This window comes from Micrococcus lylae NBRC 15355 (assembly GCF_001570885.1).
Lineage (GTDB): Bacteria > Actinomycetota > Actinomycetes > Actinomycetales > Micrococcaceae > Micrococcus > Micrococcus lylae.
The window spans coordinates 1-16,995 of the sequence record NZ_BCSN01000053.1; the positions used below are offsets into that span (position 1 = coordinate 1).

The 16,995-nt window shown below is 69.8% G+C and carries 14 protein-coding genes; 10 read left to right on the forward strand and 4 right to left on the reverse strand.

Going from position 1 to position 16,995, the window contains the following annotated elements; translation table 11 throughout:
• Window positions 1-73 precede the first annotated feature (73 nt).
• Window positions 74-373 carry a hypothetical protein gene (locus MLY01S_RS09835; protein ID WP_067191622.1) on the reverse strand — a complete coding sequence of 100 codons (300 nt, stop codon included), beginning with the start codon at window positions 371-373 and terminating at the stop codon, window positions 74-76.
• A gap of 64 nt (window positions 374-437) precedes the next feature.
• Entirely contained in the window at window positions 438-770 is a 333-nt protein-coding gene (locus MLY01S_RS12675) for a WXG100 family type VII secretion target (protein WP_167635522.1), read from the reverse strand.
• A gap of 355 nt (window positions 771-1,125) precedes the next feature.
• On the opposite strand from MLY01S_RS12675, the gene MLY01S_RS09845 reads away from it, so the two are divergent.
• The 9 genes from MLY01S_RS09845 to MLY01S_RS09885 all read left to right on the forward strand — a co-directional run bounded on the left by MLY01S_RS09845 (window position 1,126) and on the right by MLY01S_RS09885 (window position 14,336).
• A complete protein-coding gene (locus MLY01S_RS09845; protein ID WP_067191625.1) occupies window positions 1,126-1,446 on the forward strand; it encodes a hypothetical protein in 321 nt (106 codons plus the stop codon).
• 7 nt (window positions 1,447-1,453) lie between these two features.
• Entirely contained in the window at window positions 1,454-2,815 is a 1,362-nt protein-coding gene (gene eccD / locus MLY01S_RS09850) for a type VII secretion integral membrane protein EccD (protein WP_067191626.1), read from the forward strand.
• Window positions 2,815-3,771, forward strand: coding sequence for a hypothetical protein (locus MLY01S_RS09855; protein ID WP_067191628.1), 957 nt, complete (start codon window positions 2,815-2,817; stop codon window positions 3,769-3,771). Before eccD ends, MLY01S_RS09855 begins: the two co-directional genes overlap by 1 nt.
• Entirely contained in the window at window positions 3,768-7,868 is a 4,101-nt protein-coding gene (eccCa, locus tag MLY01S_RS09860) for a type VII secretion protein EccCa (RefSeq protein WP_067191629.1), read from the forward strand. The genes MLY01S_RS09855 and eccCa overlap by 4 nt, the downstream gene beginning before the upstream one ends.
• 89 nt (window positions 7,869-7,957) lie before the next feature.
• Window positions 7,958-8,305, forward strand: a complete 348-nt coding sequence (locus MLY01S_RS09865; protein ID WP_067191631.1) for a hypothetical protein — start codon at window positions 7,958-7,960, stop codon at window positions 8,303-8,305.
• Window positions 8,302-10,503 carry a hypothetical protein gene (locus MLY01S_RS09870; RefSeq protein WP_067191633.1) on the forward strand — a complete coding sequence of 734 codons (2,202 nt, stop codon included), beginning with the start codon at window positions 8,302-8,304 and terminating at the stop codon, window positions 10,501-10,503. The genes MLY01S_RS09865 and MLY01S_RS09870 overlap by 4 nt, the downstream gene beginning before the upstream one ends.
• Window positions 10,504-10,589: 86 nt before the next feature.
• The gene (locus MLY01S_RS09875; RefSeq protein WP_067191634.1) at window positions 10,590-11,210 is read left to right on the forward strand and encodes a hypothetical protein; all 621 of its coding nucleotides are present in this window, start codon (window positions 10,590-10,592) and stop codon (window positions 11,208-11,210) included.
• A 25-nt stretch (window positions 11,211-11,235) separates the two neighbouring features.
• Window positions 11,236-11,940 (forward strand): hypothetical protein, encoded by a 705-nt coding sequence (locus MLY01S_RS09880; RefSeq protein ID WP_067191636.1) that lies wholly within the window; start codon window positions 11,236-11,238, stop codon window positions 11,938-11,940.
• A 521-nt stretch (window positions 11,941-12,461) separates the two neighbouring features.
• Window positions 12,462-14,336: an alpha/beta hydrolase gene (locus MLY01S_RS09885; RefSeq protein WP_067191638.1), complete on the forward strand. Its 1,875-nt coding sequence runs from the start codon at window positions 12,462-12,464 to the stop codon at window positions 14,334-14,336.
• Between the two features lie 263 nt (window positions 14,337-14,599).
• Here MLY01S_RS09885 and MLY01S_RS09890 read toward each other — a convergent pair whose 3' ends face one another.
• Window positions 14,600-15,244 (reverse strand): thymidine kinase, encoded by a 645-nt coding sequence (locus MLY01S_RS09890; RefSeq protein WP_067191640.1) that lies wholly within the window; start codon window positions 15,242-15,244, stop codon window positions 14,600-14,602.
• Between the two features lie 7 nt (window positions 15,245-15,251).
• Window positions 15,252-15,683 (reverse strand): DUF3151 domain-containing protein, encoded by a 432-nt coding sequence (locus tag MLY01S_RS09895; RefSeq protein WP_067191641.1) that lies wholly within the window; start codon window positions 15,681-15,683, stop codon window positions 15,252-15,254.
• A gap of 195 nt (window positions 15,684-15,878) precedes the next feature.
• On the opposite strand from MLY01S_RS09895, the gene MLY01S_RS09900 reads away from it, so the two are divergent.
• The gene (locus MLY01S_RS09900; protein WP_067191643.1) at window positions 15,879-16,964 is read left to right on the forward strand and encodes a hypothetical protein; all 1,086 of its coding nucleotides are present in this window, start codon (window positions 15,879-15,881) and stop codon (window positions 16,962-16,964) included.
• Window positions 16,965-16,995 lie beyond the last annotated feature (31 nt).

Genomic DNA, 16,995 nt, shown 5'->3' on the forward strand with positions numbered 1-16,995 from the left:
GGCCCGCCTCTGCCGCCGGCAGGCGGCAGAGGCGGGCCGTCGCCGTGGTTCTGCTTGCGTCGCCCCGAGGGCGTCAGGCCTTCATCGCTGCAATATGACCGTTGGCGCGCTGGTGGGCGCCCACCGCGATGTCGTCGTTCTCCTCCATGAGAGTGCGCGCACGATCCACGAGCTCCTTCACGGTCTGGGCGGCATCCAGCCAAGTCTGCTCGATCACGTCGTAGTCGGCGTCGTTGTCCGTGGACTTGTAGTTGTCCGCCACGAACGCCTTCTGCTGCTCGCGGTCACCGATGATCGTCTCGATGCGGCTGGCGATGCGCAGGACCTCGTCCTCGTAGTTGGCGGCGGCAGCGGAGTCGTACTGGATGGTCATGAGAGTCTCCTTGACGTCGTGGCCGCGCTCAGGCGGCCGAAGTATGGGGTGCGGCAGTGCTGGATCAGCGCGGGAACGAGAAGGACTCGGCCTCGGAGGTGGCCGGTTCGGCGGTGGCGACCTGTTCATCCTCCTGCGTCAGGTAGGACTGGTAGACGTCGGCCTGGCCGACGTTGATCTTGCCGAGGGCGTCGGACAGCTTGTTCTGTGCGTCGTTCACGGCCACCATGAACTTCTTGTACGAATCGGCGCCCTGACCCTTGAAGGTCTCCTGGAGCGCCTCGACGCTCGTCCGCAGGTTCTCGACCTCCTGCAGCAACTCCTCGCCGGACACGGCGCTGTCAGAGTTCGCCTTCTGGAAGACGTTGATGTCGGTCATTTCGAGCGAAAAGCCCATGTTCGTTCTCCTCCTTTGGTCATCTGCATCATCCCGCGTGATGCGCCAGGCCCGGTCCTCGCCTGCCGACGCACTGCGCCGTCGGGACTGCACGAGGGGCCCAGGTAGCGACCCCTCGGCCCGTTCGCGCTCCTCACCCTTGCGACATCCACACACTGCTGTCAACCAAGAGCGGGCGGCACTCCTTGATCGCCATGGCATCTCGTCATCCGCGCACAGCTGTCAGAAAGTGTTTGCCTTGGACGGATCCATGTGAAATCCGGAGAAAGTGACCTCTTCGGCCGTGCCGCCGCCGTCGCCGCGGCCCACAGCCCTAGTCTGGGACGGTGTTTGAGACGGGAGAAGGGGATCCAGCATGAGCCTTGACCACGATGCACAGCTCATCGAGGCCGTCGCGGTCCGCCGCCAGCGCCTGCTGACCTCCCTCACCTACGGCAGCAATCCCACCGAGCAGCGGTGGCGCGGTCGTGGACGGCTCGTCCTGCTCGGCACCGCCCTGGCCGCCGTCATCTGCGCCTTCTGTGTGCTCATGTCTCTCGTGGTCTCCATCCTCACCGCATGGCTGGACAACCGCGAGGAGATGGAGCAGCAGAGGGAACAGCAACGTATCGAGCAGCAGCAACGTCAGGAAGAACGTGAACGCCCCAGCCAGTACTCGACCAGGATCGGCAGGTGACCACCCGATGACCGACCGCTACTCGCGCGTCACGCTGATCGGGTCCCGCCGCCACGCCGACGTCCTGCTGCCCTCGCAGACCCCTGTGGGGACCCTTATCCCCCAGCTCCTCACCCTGCTGGCCGAAGAGCCCTCCCGCTCTCCTCAAGTGCGAGGCCTCTACCGCAGCTCCGGACATCAGCTCGAGCCCGCCGACACCCTCGAAGACGCCGGCGTGCTGGACGGCGAGACCCTCCGCATCGCGTCCACCACCACCGCCCCGGACGCCCCGGTGGTCTACGATCTCCACGACACGGTGGCGGCCGAGACCGACTCCCGTGGACGATGGGGACACCGCCCCCGCCAGGCCGCGCAGGGGGTCGTCGCCACCGCCCTCGGCTGGTGGGCAGCGACTCGCCTCACCACCGGCCTGCCCGACGACCAATCCGCGCTGCTCCGGCTCGGCCTCGCCGCCTTCCTGCTGCTCACCGCCCTCGCCGCCGCCGTCTGGACCCGGCAGCGCGCGGCCGCCCTGACCCTGCTGGCTACCGGCACCGCCATCGCAATTGACGGCCACTGGTGGCTCATGGCCGTCCAGCAGACGGACCTGCCCACCGCGCTGCTGCTGGCCGCGTGCGCCACCATCCCGCTGCTGCTGCTTACCGGGCTGGTCAGCGGCCACCGGCGGGCCTTCACTCTCGGCGCCACGGTCGCCGCCGTCCTCGCCGCCGCCTGGGCGGCCGGGCCTACCGTCGCCGGCTGGCTCATCGGCGACCGCCCCGCCACCGAATCCGTGACGGTCGGTGCCCTCACCGGCGTCGTCGCCCTCCTCGTGCTCGCGGTCCTCGCCCAGGCCGCCGCGTCCCAGGCTGGACTCGCCGGCCTCGACGACCTGGAGTCCGCCGGAGCACGGCTGCTGCGCACCGACGTCGTCGCCGCCGTGGCCGCAGCCCACCGCGGGATGGCCCTCGGTGTCGGTCTCTGCGCCCTCTCACTCGGCCTCTCCCTCTGGCTCGTCGCCGAGGACACGGCCCACCCGGCGTTCTCCGTCCCCTTCATCGCGGTCCTCACCCTTGCCGTCTGGCTGCGGGCCCGGGCCTTCCCGCTCACCGTCCAGCGGGGTCTGCTGCACCTCGTCACCGCGTGGGGGCTCTGGTGCACCGTCCGCCTTGCCTCCGCGGCCTGGCCCTCACTCGCCTTCCCCCTGATGGTGGTCCTCGCCATCGTCGCCGCCGCCCTGCTCGCGCTGCAGGTGGTGACCCCGCCACCGCACCTGGACGCCCGCGCCCGCCGCGCCGGCCACGTCCTGGAGACCCTCGCGGTCATCGCCCTCGTCCCGCTGCTGGTCGGCTATGCCGGCCTGTACTCGGCCATGCTGGAGACCTTCTGATGTCCACCGAGACGGAAAACCGCACCCCCTCCTTCGCCCTGCAGGCCGATCGACGCCTCCACGGCCGCGCCGCCCTCGGTCCGCTCCAGTCTCTGCCGCGGGCGCTCTGGCACTCGATCCACCGCAGCACCGACCTGCGCCGCCTTGAAGAAGCCGCCGTCCGCCTGCAGGCTCCGGTCGGCACCGGACGTCGGATCGCCGTCACCTCCTCACGCGGCGGCGCCGGCCGCACCACGCTCACCGCCGTGCTCGCCCAGACGTTCGGACGCTTCCGCCTCGAGCCCATCGGCGCCGTGGACCTGGACCCCGGGCACGGCGCACTCCGCCTCCGCCTAGGCCCGCTCACCGTCCACGATGACGGCGACCCCGCCTCCACCGCCGACCGCGTGGCACGCCATATCCGCGAGCACGGCACCGGTGGGGCCGACGACTTCCTCGCCCCCCTCGAGCTCTCCCCGCACCGGGTGCACCACACCGCTGCACGCAGCGCCACCGCCTTCCTGGGCAGCGCCGAGGTCCGTGACCTGCTCGCGGGGTTCTCCCGGTTCTTCCCCGTCACCCTCACAGACTGTGCCGCCGGTTACCTCCCCATGGAGACCCGTGCCGCGGTCGAGTCCTCCCACTGCCTGCTCCACGTGCTGCCCGCCGACGCCCTCGCGGTGGACGAGACCCTCGGCCTCCTCCTCGCCACGGACCAGCAGCAGCGGCGTAGCCCGGAGCCCCCCGTCGTGATCGCGGTGGTGGAGACCCGGAGGAACGGCAACGCGAGCGTGAAGGAGGCGGTCACCGCCCTGCGCCGCCGGGGCTTCCCCGCACACCACGTGCCCTTCGACCGGCACCTGGCCGGCGGCGTCTCCATTACCCCGCGCCTCATGCTGCCCCGTACCCGCCGGGTGGCAGCCGAGATCGCCGCAGACCTCCTGGAACGCGCCACCGGTAGGGAGCGCACCGCATGACCCGCCGCCTGGTGCACCGCCCCGGGCGCACCGTCCCCCCGGAACGCGCCCTGCCGGACGACACGATCACCGGCCCGCAGCCCGTCGACCCCGCGACGGACCAGGGGTCGGGTCCCAACCTGCTGATGATCGTGCCCATGGTCGCCGCCGCAGCCTCCATGCTCACGATGATGGCCTTCCGTCAGTCGCCCTTCGCCGCCGTCGGGGCCCTGGCCATGGTCGCCACGCTGACCGCTATGCTGTTCCTCTACGCCTCCCAGGCCGGTAAGGAACGGCGCCGCCGCGCCACCCTGCAGGACACGTACACCCGCTACCTGGACCGCACCCGCCGGCGGCTCATCGCGGAGGACGACGAGGCCCGCCACGTCGCTGCCGCCGCCTCGCCACCCCCGCAGGCGCTGATCGACGTCATCCGCCGCCCGGACCGGCTCTGGGAGCGGCGCCGCACCGACGAGGACTTCCTGCAGACCCGGATCGGCCTCGGAGCGCGGCCCATCCGCTCGCTGCGCGTCGCCGTGCAGGACAGCGCCACCCAAGTGCAGAACGAGTTCATGCTCAACCAGGCGGAGGCCCTGGCCCGACGGTTCAGCACCACCGACGGCATGCCCGTCACCATCCCCCTCGACTCGCTCGGCAACCTGGCCGTCGTCGGCACCCGCGAGTTCGGTCTCACGGCCGCCCGTTCACTCGTGCTGGGCGCCTGCGCTCAGCAGGCTCCCGAGGACCTCGTCGTCGCCCTCCTCGTCCCCCGTGACCGCCGAGAAGACTGGGAGTGGTTCGACCGCCTGCCTCACGCACGCGTCGTCGACCCCGGGTCACCCACCGGAGAGCGGAGCCTCGTCAGCGAAGACGTGGACGGGCTCATGCGGATGCTGCGCGCCGACCTCACCCGCCGGGCCGGCATCGCCGCGGAGACGCTGCGCGCCTCCACCCGCAGTGGCCGTGCCGCACCGGAGCTGTCCCGCCTGCTCGTCGTCGTGGACTCCTTCGGAGAGCACGCCTCAGGGCTGCCCATCGAAGGCAGTCACCTGCCGCTCAGCGCCCGCGGCATCACCCTGCTCACTCTGGTGCAGGACCGTCTCGACGAGCCCTCCGACGTGCGGCTGCGCCTGACCGAGACCGGCGTCGCCGACATCACCGGCCGCCCCGAGTTCCGGATCGACGACGCCCGGCAGGACAGCGGACGCCCGACCGTCTCCCACGGACAGTTGGACACCTTCGACGACCAGACCGCGCTCGGACTCGCCGTCGACCTCTCCCCGCTGCGGCTCAGCGCCGACTCTCTCGAGCACGCGGAGGACGACCGCTCGTCCACACAGACCTTCCTGCAGATGCTGGGCCTCTCCCCCGACCTCACTCTCGAGGAGATCCGGCATCAGTGGCGTCCCCGCGGCCAGGACGAGTTCCTGCGCGTCCCCATCGGCGAGGATGACCGCGGCGACCCCGTCTACCTCGACCTCAAGGAGGCCGCCCAGCTCGGCATGGGACCGCACGGCCTGTGCGTCGGCGCCACGGGCTCGGGCAAGTCAGAGCTGCTCCGCGCCCTGGTGTTCGCCCTCCTGGCCTCCCACGCCCCCGAGAAGATGTCCATGCTGCTCGTGGACTTCAAGGGCGGCGCCACCTTCGCCCCCTTCCACGGGGCACCCCACGTGACCGGCATCATCACGAACCTCTCCGACGACCTCTCGCTCGTCGAACGTGTCTACGCCTCCCTCAGCGGGGAGATCCTCCGCCGTCAGGAGGTGCTGAAGTCGGCCGGCAACCTCGCCAACATCACGGACTACCAGGCCTATCGGGACCGTGAGACGGCCCAGGGGCGCAGCGTGGAGCCACTGCCCCACCTGATCGTGATCATCGACGAGTTCGGCGAGCTGCTCACCGCCCGGCCGGACTTCATCGACCTGTTCCTGTCCATCGGCCGCATCGGCCGGTCCATCGGCGTCCACCTGCTGCTGTCCTCTCAGCGCATCGAGTCCGGCAAGCTCCGCGGCCTCGAGACGTACCTGTCCTACCGCCTCGGCCTGCGCACCCTCTCCGAGTCCGAGTCCCGCACCGTGCTGGACACCCCCGACGCCTTCCACCTGCCCCCGTTGCCCGGCTTCGGCTACCTCAGGGTGGACACCTCCGTGTACTCGCGGTTCCGTTCCGGCTACGTCTCCTCTCCGCTGGAGGACGAGGCCGAGGCCCGTGAACACCATGCGAGAGCCCAGACCGTCGTCGATGAGGTCCCGCCCGCCCTTCCGGTGCCGGCCTACGGGCCCGACCTCGCAGAACCCACCCAGGAGGAGGAGCCGGAGCTGTCAGTCGGTCGCGCGGCGGACGCGGAACCGGAGACGGAGCGCCAGGGCGATCCCGCGCCGACCATCATGGAGTCACTCATGGACAGGCTCCGTGAGGTGCCCTCACCCGTGGAGCCGCTCTGGCTGCCCCCGCTGCCCGAAACCCTCACACTGGATCAGGCCGTCGGCGAGGTCACAGAGACGGACCACGGGCTGCGGCTCGCTGCCCAGGAGCCCCTCGAGGTGCCGATCGGCCTGGTGGACGACCCGGAGCAGCAGTGGCAGGGCCTCTGGACGCTGGACTTCACCGCAGGCTCCGGCCACCTGATCGTCCAGGGCGGGCCACGGACCGGCAAGACCACCCTCCTGCAGACCATCGTCTCCTCACTGGCCCTCACCCACACACCACAACAGGTGGGCATCTACTGCGTGGACCTGCTCGGCTCCGGCCTGTTGCCCCTGCAGGGGCTGCCCCATGTGGGCGGCGTGGCCATCCGCACGAACAAGGAGATGGTCACCCGCACCCTGCGGGAGCTCTCCGGCATGCTCACCCTGCGCGAGAGACTGTTCGAGGCCGAGGGCATCGACTCCATGGTCACTCTCCGTCGTCGTCATGCGGACGGATCCCTGCCGCAGCTGGCGAGCGCGGACATCTTCCTGGTGCTCGACGGCTACGGTCTGGTCAACGAGGAGTTCTCCGAGCTCACCCCCGTGCTCAACGGGCTGATCGGGCGAGGAGCCGCCTACGGCATCCACGTGATCACTGCCGTGTCACGTCAGAACGAGGTCCGCTCCACCCAGCAGTCCTATTTCTCCCACCGTGTGGAACTGCACCTGCCCTCGCCCACGGACTCTGCGATCGACCGCAAGGTGGCGGAGAAGGTCCGCGAGAACACACCGGGACGCGGCATCTCGATGAACCGTCTACACGGCCAGGTCGCCCTGCCCCGCATCGACGGCGACGCCGACGCCGCCACGGTCACCGAGGGCCTCACCGCCCTCGCCGAACGCGTCGCCGCCTCCGTGCGCGGCCGCGCCATGGCGGTCCGCGTGCTGCCCACCGAGGCCGTGCGGCCGCCGCTGGCGCAGCTGGAGCGTCCCGAGCAGCTGCCCCTGGGCCTGCTCGAAGACGACCTCTCCGTGCGGTCCCTGGCGATCGACGGGCGCGAGCGCCATCTGCTCGCCTTCGGCGACGCCCAGACCGGGCGCAGCTCCATGCTTCGCCAACTGGCCTCTCACCTGTGCCAGACCCACGCAGACACCGAGATGATGGCGGTGGTGTACGACCCGCGCGGCGAGCTCAAGGGCGCCGTCCCGGACGACTATGTCGCCGGCTACGCCGGCAACGCGACCGTGGCTGTCAATCTCACCCGCGCCCTCGTGACCGAGCTCCAGAAGAGGCAGTCCAAGGACCCCGCAGACGACTCCCCCATGCGCAAAGCACGGATCGTGGTGCTGGTGGACGATTACGACGTGCTCACCGTGGGGGGCGAGTCCCCGCTGGCACCGCTCATCCCATACCTGCCGATGTCCGCCGAGCTGAACCTCAACGTCTTCGTCTCCCGCCGCATGAAGGGCGCCTCGCGTGCCCTATACGAGCGGTTCATCACCTCGCTGCTGGCCAGCGAGGCCGTGACCCTCATGCTCAGCGGCGACCGCTCCGAGGGCGTGCTCGTGGACGGGCTGCGTCCGCGTCGCCTGCCTCCCGGCCGCGGACTGCTGGTGGGCTCCTCCGGGCACCACGAGACGGTACAGACCTTCATGGGCCACGAGTCGGACAATTCCGACGGGACGCCTGCGGGCAACACCGATCAGTGACTGGGCGGGGCACAATAGCTTGACCCGCACTGAGCGCGAACGCCACAGTGGGGCAAGGGAGAACACAAGAGGGCAAGGGGGAGAGCCCGATGGTGAAGGTGGAGATCGTCCCGTGGGACGTGCACGAAGCGTTGACGGAGACCGCTCGTGCAGGACGAGACCTGGACGAGACGGCCCGTTCTGTCCGCGACGGCGGCCAGAGGATCGAGAGCGGCTTCGGAACGGCGACGACGGCGCATTCCGCCTTTGCCGCGTTCTGGGGCGCCCGCGACGCCCTCGGCTGCAATGCAGCCGCAACAGTCCACTATCAGACGTGGCAGGTCGCGCAAGCCGCGGCGGCGTTCGTCCGGATGGACCGTGACATGGACTCGAAGACCGAGCAGACCGTGACCCGTGAGCAGGCGGCACGTGTGACCGAAGGGTTCTCCGACTCATGAACATCCCCCTTCCCGTCGACGTCCCGCGCATCGAGGTCGATGGCGAGGTGCTCCGCGACGGGGCACGCACGGTGCGCGACGGCGTACGCCGGGCGACAGACGACTACGACGACGCGAGCTCGGCCTGGAAGCGCCTTCGCGACTCCTACCACCACGAAGGCACGCAGGAGGCTGTGTGGCATGGCTTGGACCTCGTCGACCGCCCTTTGGACGAGTGGCGCCAAGCCCTCGTGCACGCCGCTGACTGCACGGACGACTTCGCCGATGCCGCAACAGTGGTCCAAGCACTGGCCGCGGTCCTACGTGATCGCCGCGGAGTGCTCGAGGCCGAGCGTCTCGCGGCGCTGGCGTCCGAGGACACCTTGCGCATCATGAGGGTCACGATGGAGGTCCACGCCTTCAATTCGGACGTCGACCAACTGTGCAGCGAGTGGATGCAGGTGCAGGACGAGTACGCCTCGGCCCTTCGGACGATCCATGGCGGAGAGAATGACGGGCTTCCCGGCGACTGGCAGGGCGTCGGCCTGACCTTGGACTGGAGCGCCTTGCAGGACTCGCTCGACACGGGGATGCGCGTCCACCACCCCGCATGGATCGCTGCGGAGACGAAGCAGGCTGCTGAGGAAGTCCGCCACCTCGACGCCACGGAGTTCCTGAACTGGGTGAAGCAGAATCCCGGCCAGGCACGGACGTTCCTCGGATCCGATGAGTACATCACGTGGCTGGCCAAGCATCGTGAGGTGGCCTGGGACCTCGTGAAGAACCCGTTCCCGGCCCGCCCGGCGCCGGACAGCCCGGAGGAGCGGATGGCCCCGTTCGTGCACGGTCCGGAGAACATGGACCCGAAGTCGAATCGCGGCGCTGTGAAGGCGGTTCGTGCCGAATGGGACCGTCTGACCCCTGAGGAACAGGCCTACCTCCTGTTCACCTACCCCATCGTGTTCGGCAACATGAACGGGGTGCCCATGGAGCAGCGCGCCCAGATCGGCGCGGTCAACGTGCGCGGCAGCGCTGAGATTGTCGAGGAGAAGATCCGCACCCGCGCGGGCCAGACCACATGGGAGGCGCGCATTCCGGACTACAGCAAGAGCGACGGGAATCCCTGGGGGCACCCCAAGGCCCCGTACCTGCCCGAGCACGGCAAAGAAGAGGACCGGCAACGTGCCAAGGACAAGTGGCTGCTTGAGGGTGTCGAGCTGAAGCAGAATCGATATGGACTTGCCAATGCCTGGCAGCAGTACCAGCAGAGCGCAGCGCCGGACAGCGATGAGGTGGCGATGTATCGCACGGTGTATGTCGATCCGTCCGGCAACGGTCAGATCGTCACCATGCAGGGGACATTCACGGACGAGACTAGGCACATCAATATGTTCGTACCCGGCACGTACACCTCCATGGAGAGTGTCCGCGGCTACAACGAGGCGATGCAGAACATGGTCGGCGGCCCTCGGTCTGACACTGTGAACTTCTACTGGGCCGGCACGGACTTCTCGGGACGGTTCGATCCCCGAACCGGTGAGAACGACGGCCCCTCCGTGGTCACGGACAACATGACCGCCCGCTACAGCGAGACGGGCGCGCCCCTGCTTTCCGCGTTCGACCAGGGTGTCGACCTGGAGAACTCGCAGGCGACGCAGACGACGCTGGCACATTCCGCGGGCGCGCCCCTGGCGGGCACGGCTGAGCGTCGGGACCATGGGATGACGACGGGCAAGTTCCTCTACCTGGCGCCGGCCGGGACAGGGCACAATGTGGGCTCGCCGGAGGACACGGTCAATCCGAATGCCGACCGCGCAGTGCTCCAGACCCGGGAGGACCCGATCAAGTACTCCCAGCGTTTGGGAGGCAGTCACCACGGTCCGAACTTCCTCGTGGGAGGCGACCCCACAAGGCTTATGGACGCTCCCCGGCTCGAGACCGGTTACGCCAAGGGGTCGACTCCAGAGAACCCAATCCGCGTCGGGGACGGGCCCGCCGGAGGACACAGTGACTTGTGGAATGTCGACACCACTTCACGCGCCAACATCGAGGCCTTCATCTACGAGGATGAGCTCGTCCCCGAGCTGCCTGACCGGCTCGACTACAGCGCGAATCCCAAGGCTCCGGTGCTCATCGACGGGTTGGACGACCACCCCGAGATCACCGAAAGCGATGGCTTCGACGAATTCAAGCGCCCCTACGACGAGGTGATCCGTTGACATTCCGATCCGCTTCCATACGGGCCATCGCGGCAGGGGTGACCTTGGTGGCTCTCAGCTCGTGTGCACCCGACCCAGGAGAAGACGTGACCGCTTCACAGTCCGCCGAGGCCGAGGCCCTGTCCACCGCCGACGGGGAGTTCTTGGACAAGACCTTCCCCGACATCGCCCGCGCCATGGGTGCGGAATCGGTGACCCACTTGCGCGAAAGGACCTGCACCGGCGCACTGCCCGGCGACCGCAGCGCCGCCGACAACACCTCCTGGATGGCCCGCGCCGTGGTCGCCGTCGACTCCGAGGGCACCGCCCACGAGGTCGCCGACCACATCCGCGCCCAAGCCAAGAAACAGGGCTGGACCCTGGCCGAGGACCCCGCCGACGTCGACGCCGAAGGCAACTTCGACGGAACCCGCCTGCTCGGCGGCAAGCACGACGGACGGAACATGGTCATGACCGTCCTGCTCGACGAAGACCGCGACGGGACACTGATCGTCATCAACCACGTCCGCGGGATCTGCCGCGACATGCCCGACGGCCACGAGATGGTCCGCTCCGAACTGGACCCGCAGTACGGCGCCGTGGGTGACGGCTACGCCGACACCGACAGTCTCGAGGACTACACCGGCCGGCCCGGCCCCCTGCCGGAGTCCACCCAGACCCCGGCACCCACCGGCCCCGAAGGCGCATCACCCTTCCGCCCACACTGACCACACCCCTGACACACTGGCCATCATGACCCGCAACCGCCGCAGCTCAGTGACCCTCGCCGTCGCCCTGACCAGCGCACTCACTCTCCTGGTCGGTTGCACCTCGGGACTCTCCCCCGCCGACCTGCAGCACAACGCAGACCGCTCCACCGCCGACGGGGAGTTCTTGGAAAAGACCTTCCCCGACATCGCCCGCGCCATGGGTGCGGAATCGGTGACCCACTTGCGCGAAAGGACCTGCACCGGCGCACTGCCCGGCGACCGCAGCGCCGCCGACAACACCTCCTGGATCGCCGACGCCGAAGTCGCCGTCGACTCCGAGGACACCGCCCACAAGGTCGCCGACCACATCCGCACCCAAGCCAAGAAACAGGGCTGGACCCTGGCCGAGGACCCCGCCGACGTCGACGCCGAAGGCAACTTCGACGGAACCCGCCTGCTCGGCGGCAAGCACGACGGACAGAACATGGTCATGACCGTCCTGCTCGACGAAGACCGCGACGGGACACTGATCGTCATCAACCACGTCCGCGGGATCTGCCGCGACATGCCCGACGGCCACGAGATGGTCCGCTCCGAACTGGACCCGCAGTACGGCGCCGTGGGTGACGGCTACGCCGACACCGACAGTCTCGAGGACTACACCGGCCAGCCCGGCCCCCTACCGGAGTCCACCCAGACCCCCGCACCCACCGGCCCCGAAGGCGCATCACCCTTCCGCCCACACTGACCACACCCCTGACAGTCCCACGCGGGACCCTGACCTCACCGCACGGAACCGGACAAGACAAGGGGCCCCGGATCAGCTCCGAGGCCCCTCGCCCGTCATCACTCGCACCTTGATGAGGTGGCTTCAGCCTACGAACCGCCGGTGTACGGAGGCCGAACCAGGACTGGGAATTCCCTGGCAACACGCCCCTCCGCTTCACGCGAGCCACAAGAATCGGCCCCTTCGCCAAGCCTCGAAGCAGCCGATTCTTCTGGCTCGGCGCAGAGAGCGCCGCCTCAGCCCAGCCGACCGCCGGACTCGCGCAGGAAGCACCCGCACAGGGAACTGCACATCATTGAGCGACACCCGCTCCATGCCCTGCTCACTCATCCATCCTCCTTCCATCCAGGCGCGCTGATCACGTGCCACGCACCGTGCTCCACAGCCACTCGGCCCCATCTCCGACGGCCTCCGCAACGCCCGTCCCGGGACGGAGCCGCCCAGCACTGGCCGCGGCGGGACGACGTCGTTAGCCTGGCGCCGTGGCCGCCGCCCCGACCGATCCGCCCTCCGACGCTCCGGCCGAGTTGCCCCCGTCCGGCACGGGTTCGACGGCGGCCCGGCACGGTCGTCACGCCGCCGTCGGCAGCCACCGCATCATCGGCGGCTCTCGCCCGTGGTGGCGCCCGCCCGCGCCGGACGCCCCGGACGTGGTGTACCCGGTGGGCCCCCTGAAGGTCCTGGACCGACGGCAGCGCTTCCTGCTGCGTCTGTCCCAGCCGGGCATGACCCTCGCCCTCGTGATGCTCTGGGTGTCCCTGAGTCCCAGTCTGTTGCCCCGCACCTGGTGGATGACGGCCGTCGCGGTGGGGCTGAGCTCCGTGCTCGGCTACCTGGTCGGCGACCTCGTGGGCCGGGCGAGCGCGTGGATCGCCCGCCGCATCGGTCTGCGCATCACCCTGCCGCCGCTCTCGGACTGGCTCCTCCGCCTCGGCTGGACGGTACTGCTCACGGCGGTCACCGTCGCCATCTGGGTGTGGAGCCTGCGCGAACAGGAGCTCACCGCCGAGCTGGTGGGTCTGCGCAGCAACGGGGCCGGATCGCAGCTGGCGGGCGTGGCCGCGGGGCTCGCGCTGGCCGGGGTGGTGCTGCTGCTCGTCCGTCTGCTGGCGCTGGCCTGGTGGAAAGTCCGCCACCTGGCTCGCCGTTTCCTGCCCGGGGTCCTGGCGACGGCGGCGGCCACCGTCGTCGTGCTCACCACCGTGACCTGGCTCTCCGAGGGCGTGCTGTACCGCCAGGGCATGAACGCCGCCCTGTCCTCCGCCGCGCAGCTCAACGCCGAGACCGCCCCCGGACGCACCCGGCCGGCCGAGCCCGAGCGCTCCGGGTCGCCGCAGTCCACGCAGTCCTGGGAGAGCCTCGGCCGGGACGGTCAGGTGTTCGTCGCCGACGGCGCCCGTCGCGAGCGCATCGCAGAGATCACCGGGCAGCCGGCTCAGGAGCCGATCCGCCTGTACGCCGGCAAGGAGGGCAACCCCAGCATCCAGGACGCCGTCGATGCGGTGCTGGCGGAGATGGAGCGCACCGGCGCCTTCGACCGGTCCGTCGTGCACGTGACCACCACGACGGGCACCGGTTTCGTGCAGGGCTGGTCTGCCGGCGCCGTCGAGTATCTGGCCGGCGGGGACTGCGCCACGGTGTCCCTGCAGTACTCCTACTTCTCCTCGGCCCTGGCCTACGTCTCCGACCGGCAGTCCCCTCCGGAGGCCGGCCGCGCGCTCTTCGACGCCGTCCACGACGCCTGGCTCGAGCTGCCCGAGGACCGTCGCCCGCTGCTGGTGGTCAGCGGCGAGTCGCTGGGGTCCTACGGCATGCAGGGCGCGTTCGACTCCCCGGAGGAGCTCATGGCCGACGTCGACGGCGCCGTGTTCAGCGGCACCCCGCGGTTCACGCCGCTGTGGCAGCAGTTCACGGAGCAGCGGCGGCCGGGCAGCCCGGAGATCGCTCCCGTGGTGGACAACGGGCGGCACGTCCGGTTCGTCACCCGCCCCGAGGAGCTGGGCCACGACTACTACGGCGGCCCCTACGCGGAGTGGGAGCATCCCCGGGTCGTCTATGCCCAGCACGCCTCGGACCCAATCGTCTGGTGGGACCCGGACCTGCTGGTCTCGGAGCCGGACTGGATGGAGGAGAAGGTGGGCCGGGACGTCTCCCCGAACCTGACCTGGACGCCGTGGGCCACGTTCTGGCAGGTCGGCATGGACCAGCCGCTGTCCGTCGCCACCGACGGCGGCCACGGGCACCAGTACTTCGAGGAGGTCGTGCCCTACTGGGCCGCGGTGCTGGGCCAGGAGTGGTCGGATGAGCGGGTGGTCCGGATCCAGCGGGCCCTGCGCACCGACTTCCGGCCGCGCTGAACGTCGCTGCCCGGACAGGACGAAGGGCCCCGGATCAACTCCGGGGCCCCTCGCCCGTCATCACTCGCACCTTGATGAGGCGGCTTCAGCCTACGAAGCGCCGGTGTACGAAGACCGAACCAGGACTGGGAGTTCCCTGACAACACGCGCCTCCGCTTCGCGCGAGTCAGACGCGCCTCCGCCTCACGCGAGCCAGAAGAATCGGCCCCTTCGCCGAGCCTCGAAGCAGCCGATTCTTCTGGCTCGGCGCAGAGAGCGCCGCCTCAGCCCAGCCGGCCGCCGGACTCGCGCAGGTAGCAGCCGCCGCAGAGGGAGTCGTAGGTCACCTCGACGCCGTCGATGGCCACCTGGTCCCCCTCGAAGATGTAGTGCTCCTCCCCCGTGGCGGGGTCGGTGGCCTTGCGGGTGTTGAAGAGCGCCTTCTTCCCACACCGGCAGATGGTCTTCAGCTCCTCCAGCGAATGCGCCAGCTCCATCAGCCGTGCCGAGCCCGGGAAGGAATGGGTGCGGAAGTCGGTGCGGATGCCGTAGGCGAGCACGGGCACCCCCTCTTCCACGGCGATCCGCAGCAGGTCGTCCACCTGCCCCGGGGTGAGGAACTGGGCCTCGTCCACCAGCAGGCACGCCACCGGGGGGACGCCGTCCAGGCGGTCCACCAGGGCGTCCGGATCCTCCCCGGAGGCGTGGCCGCGGAACAGCTGCACCACGTCGTCGTCCGGGCGGATCCGGAAGTCCACGCGGCGGGAGACGCCCAGGCGGGATACGATCTCGTCATCCCCCTTGGTGTCCACCTGCGGCTTGGCCAACAGAACGCGCTGGCCCCGTTCCTCGTAGTTGAAGGCGGCCTGCAGCAGGCCGGTGGACTTCCCGGAGTTCATCGCCCCGTAGCGGAAGTAGAGCTTGGCCACGTGCGCGTCAGCCCTGCGCCTTCTCGATCTGCTCCTTCGCCGACGGGTCCGAGTCGTTCAGGAACGTGCCGATGCGCTGGACCTCCTCGGACTCGCCGATGCCGGCGGCTGCCCGGCCGAGGGCGTAGAGGGCGCGGAGGAAGCCACGGTTCGGCTCATGGGAGTAGGGCACCGGGCCGGCGCCGCGCCATCCGGAGCGGCGCAGGGCGTCGAGGCCACGGTGGTAGCCGACCCGCGCGTACGCGTAGGAGTCGACCGTACGGCCCTCCTTCCAGGCGTCCTCGGCCATCATGGCCCACACGAGCGAGGAGTCCGGGGCGACCGGGACGATGTCCTCGGGCAGGTCTCCGGCCTCGATGCGAGCCTGGACCTCGGGCTCCTCCGGGAGCAGGGTGGCCGGCGGCTCCATCAGGTTCTTGCCGATCAGCGACTCGGACATGGCGATCTCCTCCTGTGCTGTCTGCGGGTCCGCCCGCACCGCACATACGGGGATGCACGTCAGCAGGCGGCGGGGTTCTCCGAAAGTGTATCCACGCTCGCCCGGCGGACCCGGGCCGCTTCCAGGCTTCTCCGGTACCGTGGGTCTGTGCATGTGCCCTCCCGGCACCGCCCACTGTCTTCGAAGGAGCTCTCCATGGCCAAGGCCTCGACCGCCGCACGACGCCGCCTCCTGCCCCTGGGCGCAGGCGCCGCCGCGCTGGCACTCGTGCTCTCCGGCTGCGTCGCAGACCAGGAGGACCCGAACGATGCGCCCTCCTCCGGCACCGAGGAGACCTCCGAGCCGAGCCCGTCCGAGAGCCTCGACCCGACCGCCGCGGCCGCCTCCCAGGTGGCCGAGGCCGCCGCGTCGAGCGCCGCCGCCGGCACCCGCCGCCCGCAGCCCCGTGAGGCGCTCGAGACCGACGGCCCCGGGGTGACCGACGGCGCCGCCACCGGCAGCTGGATCTCGATCGCCTCCGCCAAGCAGGACACCGTGTCCGTGATGGACTGCGCCCGCGACGTCCTGGACCAGGGCACCCTGGACGCCGTGGCCACGCACATCCCGAACGCGTCCGCCATGTCCATCGCCCAGCTCTTCGCCTCCCGCGACGAGAACCTCGAGTTCATGAGCTGCTCCTTCACCAGCTCCACCCGTGCGGAGAACGGCATGCCGATGGCCATGGTCCGCTACCAGCACAACCTCAACGACGAGCGCCTCGATTGGTGCAAGCCGGAGCCCGCAGCCATCGCGGACGAGTACACGTTCGACGAGGAGACCGGCAAGGGCCTCATGGCCCTCGTGCGCCCGGGCATGAAGGGCGGCGCCGACGGCGCCCCGCTGATGCCGCAGCGCACCGGCTGGGCCTGCAGTGACGACGGCACCGAGATGGTGTCCATCACCTTCGGCGCCATGGAGGGCTACGGCGACGCCAACGAGGGCCTCACCGCCATCGAGAACTCCCCGGTGGCCGAGAGCACCACGATCGTCACCGAGGCCCGCGACCACCTGGCGGACACCGTCCTGAAGGATCCCTCCACGTACCAGGACGTCATCGGCAAGGCCTCGCCGTTCTTCATGGACTACCAGATGGACGAGAAGACCCTCGAGGAGGCCCGCAAGATCCCCGCCGGCGAGTCCGACCCGGAGGACCTGCCGACCCACTCGATGATCGACCGCCCCGAGGGCGCCCCGGGTCCGGTGGCTCCGGGCCAGCCCCCGCGCGTCGTCGAGGACGACTGACACCCCGGAGGGCCCCCTCCCGGCACGACGG

Bases quoted from the DNA above. Each gene is read 5' to 3' on its own strand.
- MLY01S_RS09835 (WP_067191622.1), bottom strand. From the start codon at position 373: ATGACCATCCAGTACGACTCCGCTGCCGCCGCCAACTACGAGGACGAG.
- MLY01S_RS12675 (WP_167635522.1), bottom strand. From the start codon at position 770: ATGGGCTTTTCGCTCGAAATGACCGACATCAACGTCTTCCAGAAGGCG.
- MLY01S_RS09845 (WP_067191625.1), top strand. From the start codon at position 1,126: ATGAGCCTTGACCACGATGCACAGCTCATCGAGGCCGTCGCGGTCCGC.
- eccD (WP_067191626.1), top strand. From the start codon at position 1,454: ATGACCGACCGCTACTCGCGCGTCACGCTGATCGGGTCCCGCCGCCAC.
- MLY01S_RS09855 (WP_067191628.1), top strand. From the start codon at position 2,815: ATGTCCACCGAGACGGAAAACCGCACCCCCTCCTTCGCCCTGCAGGCC.
- eccCa (WP_067191629.1), top strand. From the start codon at position 3,768: ATGACCCGCCGCCTGGTGCACCGCCCCGGGCGCACCGTCCCCCCGGAA.
- MLY01S_RS09865 (WP_067191631.1), top strand. From the start codon at position 7,958: ATGGTGAAGGTGGAGATCGTCCCGTGGGACGTGCACGAAGCGTTGACG.
- MLY01S_RS09870 (WP_067191633.1), top strand. From the start codon at position 8,302: ATGAACATCCCCCTTCCCGTCGACGTCCCGCGCATCGAGGTCGATGGC.
- MLY01S_RS09880 (WP_067191636.1), top strand. From the start codon at position 11,236: ATGACCCGCAACCGCCGCAGCTCAGTGACCCTCGCCGTCGCCCTGACC.
- MLY01S_RS09895 (WP_067191641.1), bottom strand. From the start codon at position 15,683: ATGTCCGAGTCGCTGATCGGCAAGAACCTGATGGAGCCGCCGGCCACC.
- MLY01S_RS09900 (WP_067191643.1), top strand. From the start codon at position 15,879: ATGGCCAAGGCCTCGACCGCCGCACGACGCCGCCTCCTGCCCCTGGGC.